General features: G+C 64.8%; 7 protein-coding genes. 5 read left to right on the plus strand and 2 right to left on the minus strand.

The window, feature by feature from the left end; genetic code table 11:
* Positions 1–660, plus strand: a 660-nt coding sequence (locus tag ABWP89_RS17990) for an inositol-3-phosphate synthase (protein ID WP_502915328.1), incomplete at its 5' end; no start/stop codon positions are given.
* A gap of 145 nt (positions 661–805) precedes the next feature.
* Positions 806–1,564, plus strand: a complete 759-nt coding sequence (locus tag ABWP89_RS17995) for a phosphocholine cytidylyltransferase family protein (RefSeq protein ID WP_353231025.1) — start codon at positions 806–808, stop codon at positions 1,562–1,564.
* A 20-nt stretch (positions 1,565–1,584) separates the two neighbouring features.
* On the opposite strand, the gene ABWP89_RS18000 is transcribed toward ABWP89_RS17995, so the two are convergent.
* Entirely contained in the window at positions 1,585–2,559 is a 975-nt protein-coding gene (locus ABWP89_RS18000) for a 2-hydroxyacid dehydrogenase (RefSeq protein ID WP_353231026.1), read from the minus strand.
* 21 nt (positions 2,560–2,580) lie between these two features.
* A complete protein-coding gene (locus ABWP89_RS18005) occupies positions 2,581–3,120 on the minus strand; it encodes a DUF2141 domain-containing protein (RefSeq protein ID WP_353231027.1) in 540 nt (179 codons plus the stop codon).
* Positions 3,121–3,551: 431 nt separating this feature from the next.
* On the opposite strand from ABWP89_RS18005, the gene rpe reads away from it, so the two are divergent.
* From rpe to purH, 3 genes are all read left to right on the plus strand, one after another.
* Entirely contained in the window at positions 3,552–4,214 is a 663-nt protein-coding gene (rpe, locus tag ABWP89_RS18010) for a ribulose-phosphate 3-epimerase (protein ID WP_353231028.1), read from the plus strand.
* Positions 4,215–4,219: 5 nt separating this feature from the next.
* Positions 4,220–6,148: a heparinase II/III family protein gene (locus tag ABWP89_RS18015; protein WP_353231029.1), complete on the plus strand. Its 1,929-nt coding sequence runs from the start codon at positions 4,220–4,222 to the stop codon at positions 6,146–6,148.
* Positions 6,149–6,243: 95 nt separating this feature from the next.
* A complete protein-coding gene (gene purH, locus ABWP89_RS18020) occupies positions 6,244–7,833 on the plus strand; it encodes a bifunctional phosphoribosylaminoimidazolecarboxamide formyltransferase/IMP cyclohydrolase (RefSeq protein WP_353231030.1) in 1,590 nt (529 codons plus the stop codon).
* Positions 7,834–7,942: the final 109 nt, after the last annotated feature.

Genomic DNA, 7,942 nt, shown 5'->3' on the forward strand with positions numbered 1-7,942 from the left:
GAATTTTATATGGAATGTGCGCTGGAAGCGGGCGTTGCGGTGGTCAACTGCATGCCGGTGTTCATCGCCAGCACCCCTGAGTGGGAGGCACGTTTCCGTAACAAGCGCCTGCCGATCGTGGGTGATGACATCAAGGCGCAGATCGGCGCGACCATCGTTCACCGCGTGTTGTCCAGCCTGTTTGGCGCGCGCGGCGTGACGGTTGAAAAAACCTATCAGCTGAACACCGGCGGCAACACCGATTTCATGAACATGCTCGATCGCCAGCGGCTGGGCAGCAAAAAGGAATCAAAGACCGAGGCGGTGCAGGCCATGTTGGCGCAACGCCTGGCCGATGAAAATATCCATGTCGGCCCATCCGATTATGTGCCGTGGCAAAAGGATAACAAGCTGTGCTTCCTGCGGCTTGAAGGCACGCAGTGGGGCAATGTGCCGATGAATCTGGAATTGCGGCTGTCGGTTGAAGACAGCCCCAATTCCGCCGCCTGCGTGATGGATGCGATTCGCTGCTGCAAAGTGGCGCTGGAACGCGGCGAAGGCGGGGCACTGATTGGCCCATCGGCCTATTTCTGCAAACACCCGCCACAGCAGTTCAGCGATGATGTCGCCGCGCAACTGGTCGAAGAATACATTACCGAGCCCGCGCTGGCAGCGGAATAGTCACCGTCTGCCGGCTGGCACCGGGCGGTCGCGGCACCCTGCCGCCGCCGCCCGTGGTGCCATTGCCGCGAATGGTGCTTCGATAAAATCACAGGCATTCGCAGGGCTGGGCCGCCAATCGGCCGGCGTGGGGGAACCATAACGCATGGATGCGTTGATCATCGCCGCCGGGTATGGCAGCCGGCTGGCCGCGCTATCGCCATCAAAACCCCTGACGCCGGTTTGCGGCGTGCCGATCATCGAACTGTCCATCCGCCAGGCCATGCTGGCCGGCATCACACGCGTGGTAGTGGTGACCGGCCACGAAGCAGACCGGCTGGAGACTTTTCTGGCCAGCCTGTCGTTGCGGCTGGGCATCACCATTGTGCCGGTGCGGCTGGCCGACTGGTCCACCCCCAATGGTCATTCGGTGGTGGCCGGGGCCACGCGTTGTGATGGCAATTATCTGCTGATGATGGCCGACCATCTGTTCGACGTCGATATCCTGGCGCGCCTGATCGCAGAATCGCCCGCCGACCGTGGGCTGACGCTGGCGATTGACCGCCGCATCGACAGCCCGCTGATCGATCCCGACGATGCGACCTGGGTGGAAACCGACGACCGCGGCCTGATCCGCGCGATCGGCAAGACGATCACGCGCTATGATGCGGTCGATTGCGGCGCGTTTCTGGCCACGCCCGAACTGGCCCCGGCGATTCGCGCGTCGATTGCCGCGGGCAAGCCGGGATCGCTGTCCGAAGGGGTGCAGGCGCTGGCGCATTACAACCGCGCCGCGACGCTCGATATCGAGGATGCGTGGTGGATCGACATCGACGATCCCCATTATCACGCCCTGGCAGAGGAAACCGCGCCCTGGCATCTGGCCCGCGCGCTGGCGGAGATTGGCGCACCGCCCCTGCCCTGACCAGGTTGGATCCTTACCGATCAGCCCGGCAACAGATGCCGCGTTTCGGGCACCGGGGTCAGCGGCGGCCGCCCGGCAAACCACGCCACCAGGTTGTCGATCATCATCTGCCCCATCGCGGCGCGCGTGACGACCGAGGCCGAACCGATGTGCGGCAGCAGCACGGCATTGGTGCAGCGGAGCAGAGCGTCGGGCACATGCGGTTCATCGGCATAGACATCCAGCCCGGCCGCCAGGATCGTGCCATTGTCCAGCGCAGCAACCAGCGCGGATTCGTCCACCACACTGCCGCGTGACACATTGATCAGCACGCCATCGGGGCCGAGTGCGGCGAGCACCGCCGCATCAATCAGATGGCGCGTGGTCGCCCCGCCCGGGACGATCACGATCAGCACATCGCAGGCCGTGGCGAGCGCGTGCACCGACGGATACCAGGGCCAGGTCACATCGGGCTGTGCGTGGCGCCCGTGATAGGCGATATCGACCGCAAAGCCTGCCAGCCGCCGCGCCACCGCCTTGCCGATACCGCCCAGCCCGACAATGCCGATGCGCCGGCCGCGCAAGGTCGGCGAGAGCGGAAACGAGCCCGTTTCCCACGCGCCAGCGCGCAAAAATCGTTCGGCAGCAGACAGACGCCGCACCGTGCCAAGCAGTAGCGCCAGCGTCAGGTCGGCAACCTCCTCATCCAGCACGCCCGCAGTGTTGGTCACGATCAGGCCCCGGCGCACGGCCGCAGCAATATCGACATTGTCATAACCGACACCAAAATTGGCGATGATTTCAAGCGCTGGTAACCGCGCAAACAGCGCCTCGCCAATCCCGTCGGCCAGGGTGCTGGCAGCCATGCCGCGTACGCGGGCAAGCGCTTCGTCGGGCACCGCTTCCCACCACCGATGGACGGTAAACGTGCTCTCCAGCGTGGCCATGGTCACTGCCGGCAACGGCGCGGCGACCAGAATTTCGGGCCGCACAGTCGCGCCGCCAGGGGTGATCATACGCCCATCCTTGCGCAGGTTCTAAGGATATTTCAGGTGGATGGTGGTGGCCAGATTGGTGCGGGGCACATTCAACCGCACCGACCGAAAGGTGGGCAAGCTGGCCAGGGTCGGCGGGTTGTTCGAAAATCCGAAACCCTCGGTCGGAATGCCCAGCACCCCGGCGCGGTTGATCGTGCCCGAATTGTCCTCATCGTGATAGATGGCGATGCCATAGACACCGGTCTGGGGCAAAAAGACGCAGTATTTGGTCACCCCGGCCACCGCCGGCGTGCGCACGACGTACAGCGAACCGTTCTTGACCAGAAATCGGTCGGGATCATCGGCGTAGACCGTGGTTGCAACCTGACCATCGGCGTTGCGTACGCCATCCACGGCGATCGTGATCCAGGTGCCAGAGGCCGGGCCCAGACAGGGTGGCGCGGCCCGGGCGGATGGAACAGCCACCGCAATCCCGGCGACAACCGCCAGCGCGATGGCCGCAATTCGGGATGCCGCGGCAACGCCAACATCACCCGCAGGCCGGACAATACGCTGGCCGAACCAGTCGACCAAACCCATGGCAAGCATCACCCGACAGCATCCAATCCGTTCGCCATGCGCCAAACCTACGCGCCATGCAAGGCAGTGACGGCGTAGCCATTTGTCGCATAACCGGCACAATTGCAGCGCCGGCCTTGCACCGGTTTAACCCGATTGCGGTTAAACCGGATCTGAACGGCGGGTGTGCACGGGCAAAACCGACGGAAATGGCGCAAATCGCGACAGAGCGTGTGGAAAACGCCGCTGAACCCGCTTGTGGCGGCATAGCGCGGTGGTTATCGCCAATGCATCGGGCATAGGGGGAAATTGCGTCATTGGCGCGGCCCTGGATGAAGCGCCGGAGTGAACTGCCAGAACACAACAATCGTGCCGCCGCCGATCTGTCTGCGTCACGCTTCAAATGGACCGGGTTGCTGCCATGACCACCGCCCAATGACCTTAGGGACGACATGACCGTACCGCTGATTTCACCATCGATCCTGTCCGCCGATTTTGCGCGTCTGGGCGAAGAGATCCGCGCGATCGATGCGGCCGGTGCCGACTGGATCCATGTCGACGTGATGGACGGGCATTTCGTTCCCAACCTGACCATCGGGCCTGCCGTGGTCAAGGCGCTGCGCCCGCACACGACCAAGCCGTTCGACGTGCACCTGATGATTTCGCCGGTGGATTCGTTTCTTGAGGCGTTTGCCGCCGCCGGCGCGGATATCATCACCGTTCATCCCGAGGCCGGGCCGCATGTCCACCGCACGGTGCAGGCGATCAAGGCGCTGGGCAAAAAGGCCGGAATATCGCTCAATCCCGCGACCCCGGCCAAAACGCTGGATTATCTGATCGATGACATCGATCTGGTGCTGGTGATGAGCGTAAACCCCGGATTTGGCGGGCAAAGCTTTATTTCCAGCCAGTTGCGCAAGATTGAGGCGATCCGCAAGATGATCGACAAGACCGGGCGCATGATCCATCTGGAGGTTGATGGCGGGGTTGACCAGGCCACCGCCGCCGCCTGTGTGGCCGCCGGGGCCGATGTGCTGGTGGCCGGGACCGCCACGTTTCGCGGTGGGCCCGACCATTACGCCGCCAATATCGCTATCCTGAAGGGGGCTGGTTGAGCCCGATGGCCAGACGCGGTACGTCCACCGGCCTGACCACCGCCCGGCCTGGTGCCGGATCAGCCCCGCGTGCGCGCAGTATGGCCATCCCGCTTGGGCCCGGGCCCGAACACCATGCCGAACAAGATCCCGTTTATGGTGCCACCGATGATGCGCTGGCCGGGTCCGAAATGAACGCACCGGATCTGATTGAGCCCCATCTGATTGAACCGGGCATGATCGAACCGGCGCGCGCGCTGGCGCTGGCGGATTTTTCCCCACCGCAGGTTACCGCTGGCGAACGGCTGGTGCGGCTGGCCTATCGCCTTGGTCTGGGATCGCGCACGTTCAACCCGCTGGCCAAACGCACCCCGCCGCGATTGACCGCGACGGTGGCCAACCCGCTATCCGGCAATGCCTCGGCCGGAACCGCGTTGCGTGCCGGGCATTTCCTGCTGCACGGGTTGAAGGCACCGATCGCCGATATCGAATTTTCCGGGCCGCGTCTGGCGCCACCACTGGAACGGCTGGTGCACGGGTTTGGCTGGCTGGCCGATCTGGAGGCCTGTGCCCCGCGCCCGCAATGCACCGCCGTTGCTGAACGCATCCTGGGGCGCTGGCTGACAGCCAACCCGCGCCCCGATGCGACCCCGGCCTGGGATGTCGGCAATGTGGCGCACCGGGTGCTGGGCTGGCTGATCCATGCCCCGCTGATCCTGTCAGGCCAGGATCGTAAATTTCGCAGCCGCGCGCTCCATGCCGTAGAAACCACAGTTCTGTGGCTGGATCGCAATGTCGGCCGGGCCGAAGACAAACTGGCCGAAGTCGCCGGCTGGACGGCCATCACTGCGGCCGGGCTGGTGCTCGCCGATGGCCGCGCGCGCCGCCTGTATGGAGAGGCAGGACTGGTGCGCGCGCTGGGCGATCTGGTTGGCGACGATGGCGGCGTGCTGTCGCGCAGCCCGCTGTGCCAGATTGAAGCGATCGAATTGCTGGTGCGGTTGCGCGCCTGTTATGCCGCGGTGCGCGCCGAGCCGCCGGTGCAGATCGAAACCATTCTGGCGCTGCTGGTGCCGCCGCTGCTGGCGGTGCTGCACGGTGATGGCGCGCTGGGTGCTTGGCAGGGCGCGCATGCCATTACCGCCAACCGCATCGCCAGTTTGATCAGCGCCACCGGCGTGCGCACTCGGCCGCTGCGCGATGCGCGGCAATGGGGGTACCAGCGGGTTGCCGCGCAACGGTCGATCCTGTTGTTTGATGCCGCGCCGCCGCCGGTTGCCCGCCATGCGCGCGATGGCTGTGCATCGACGCTGGCAGTGGAATTCAGCCATGGTGCCGACCGGATTCTGGTCAATTGTGGCGGCGGGGCCTGCGCCGGCGGGCTGATCCCGGTGCGCCTGGCGCAAGGTTTGCGGGCGACTGCCGCGCATTCCACGCTGACCATCGACGATTTCAATTCCACCGCGGTGCTGATCAACGGCAAACTGGGCACCGGCGTGTCAGAGGTGGATATCGACCGCCGGACGCTGGCCGGTGATGGCCCCGGCGCGGGCGCCACCCGGCTTGAGGCCAGCCATAACGGGTACAGCGCGCGCTATGGCCTGACCCACCGCCGCATCCTGATCCTGCGCGATGATGGCAGCGAATTGCGCGGTGAAGATTGCCTGGTGCCGACTGGCCGCCGGGGAAAACGCGGCACGATCGCGGTGATCCTGCGTTTTCATCTGGGCCCGCACATCGAACTGGCGCAAGGCCGCGACGGGCTGGGCATATCGCTGGCGCTGCCCGATGGCAGCCTGTGGCAGTTCCGGTCGGGCCGCGATCCGGTGGTGATCGAGGAAAGCCTGTGGGCCGATGGCGAAGGCCGGCCGGTCGCCACCCGCCAACTGGTCATTTCGGCCAAGGTTTCGCGCAGCGGGGAAACGTTTTCCTGGTTGCTGAAGAAGATGCGGTAAGGCATCGGCCAGCAACGGTTGCGCGGACGATCGCGCCAGGTGATGGCCCGGGCACCCACGAAACAAAAAATCAGACACGATTCGGGAACAAGACGTTGCAAGACATAAAAATCGGCCGGGCACTGCTATCGGTGTCCGACAAAACGGGTCTGGTCGCGCTGGGCCAGGCTCTGGCTGCGCGCGGGGTAGAACTGGTTTCGACCGGCGGTACCGCCAAAACGCTGCGCGACGCCGGCCTGACCGTGCGCGACATTGCCGAACTGACGGGGTTCCCGGAAATGATGGATGGGCGGGTGAAGACCCTGCACCCCAAGGTTCACGGCGGGCTGCTGGCGGTGCGCGACAACCCCGAACACGCGGCGGCCATGGCCGAACATGACATTGGCGCGATCGATCTGGTGGTGGTCAACCTCTATCCGTTCGAAGCGACTGTGGCGCGCGGCGCTTCGCGCGACGAAACGATTGAAAACATCGACATCGGCGGGCCATCCATGGTGCGGTCCGCAGCCAAGAACCACGATTATGTGGCGATTGTGACCGATCCGGCCGATTATGACGCGCTGGTGGCGGAACTGGCGGCAACCGATGGCGGCACCACGCTGGCGTTCCGTCGCCGCCTGGCCGCCAAGGCCTATGCTGCGACCGCGGGATATGATGCGGCGATCGCGGCGTGGTTCGCGCGGGTCGACCAGGGCCAGCATTTTCCCGATACGCTGGTACAGGCGCACCAGCTGGTGACGACCTTGCGCTATGGCGAAAACCCGCACCAGGCGGCGGCGCTGTATGTACCGCGCGGGGCCCCCGGCGTGGGCCTGCCCCAGGCCGAGCAGGTCCAGGGCAAAGAACTGTCGTACAACAATTACAACGACGCCAATGCCGCGATCGAGCTGGTTGCCGAATTTGCCGATGCCGGGCCAACGGTGGTCATTGTCAAACATGCCAACCCCTGCGGCGTCGCCAGCGCACCCGGCCTGATCGACGCATGGAACGCCGCACTGGCCTGTGATGCGGTATCGGCGTTTGGCGGGATCGTTGCCGTCAATGTCCCGCTTGACGGCCCAACTGCTGAGGCGATTACCGCGATCTTTACCGAAGTGGTGGTGGCACCGGGCGCCGATGACGCCGCGCGTGCGGTGTTTGCGCGCAAAAAGAACCTGCGCCTGCTGATCATGCCCGAACTGCCGCAGCCGACGCGCGCAGCGCTGACCATGGTGCCGATTGCGGGCGGATTGCTGGTGCAGGACCGCGACAACGGGCAGATTGATCCGGACGATTTGCGCGTGGTGACCAAACGCGCGCCGAACCCACGCGAACTGGCCGATGCACGGTTTGCCTGGACCGTGGCCAAACACGTCAAATCCAACGCGATTGTTTATGCCCGCGATGGCGTCACCGCCGGAATCGGTGCGGGACAGATGAACCGCCGCGATTCATCGCGCATTGCCGCCGCCAAAGCGCGCGAAGCTGCCGAAACGCATGGCTGGGATGAACCGCGCACGGTCGGATCGGCGGTTGCCTCCGACGCGTTCTTTCCGTTTGCCGACGGGCTGCTGGCCGCGGTCGAGGCCGGGGCCACCTGCGTGATTCAACCCGGTGGATCGATGCGGGATGACGAGGTGATCCGCGCGGCCGACGAAGCGGGCCTGGCCATGGTGTTTACGGGAATGCGCCATTTTCGGCACTGACAATTAACTGCACTGACGTGCAGTCAGACCCCCCGCCCCGCCTCCCGCGACGAGGAGCACGAAAACGTCCGGGGGACGTTTTCGCTGAGGAGCCGACCACCAATGATAC

The sequence above is a fragment of the Novosphingobium sp. genome (assembly GCF_040398825.1).
GTDB lineage: Bacteria > Pseudomonadota > Alphaproteobacteria > Sphingomonadales > Sphingomonadaceae > Novosphingobium.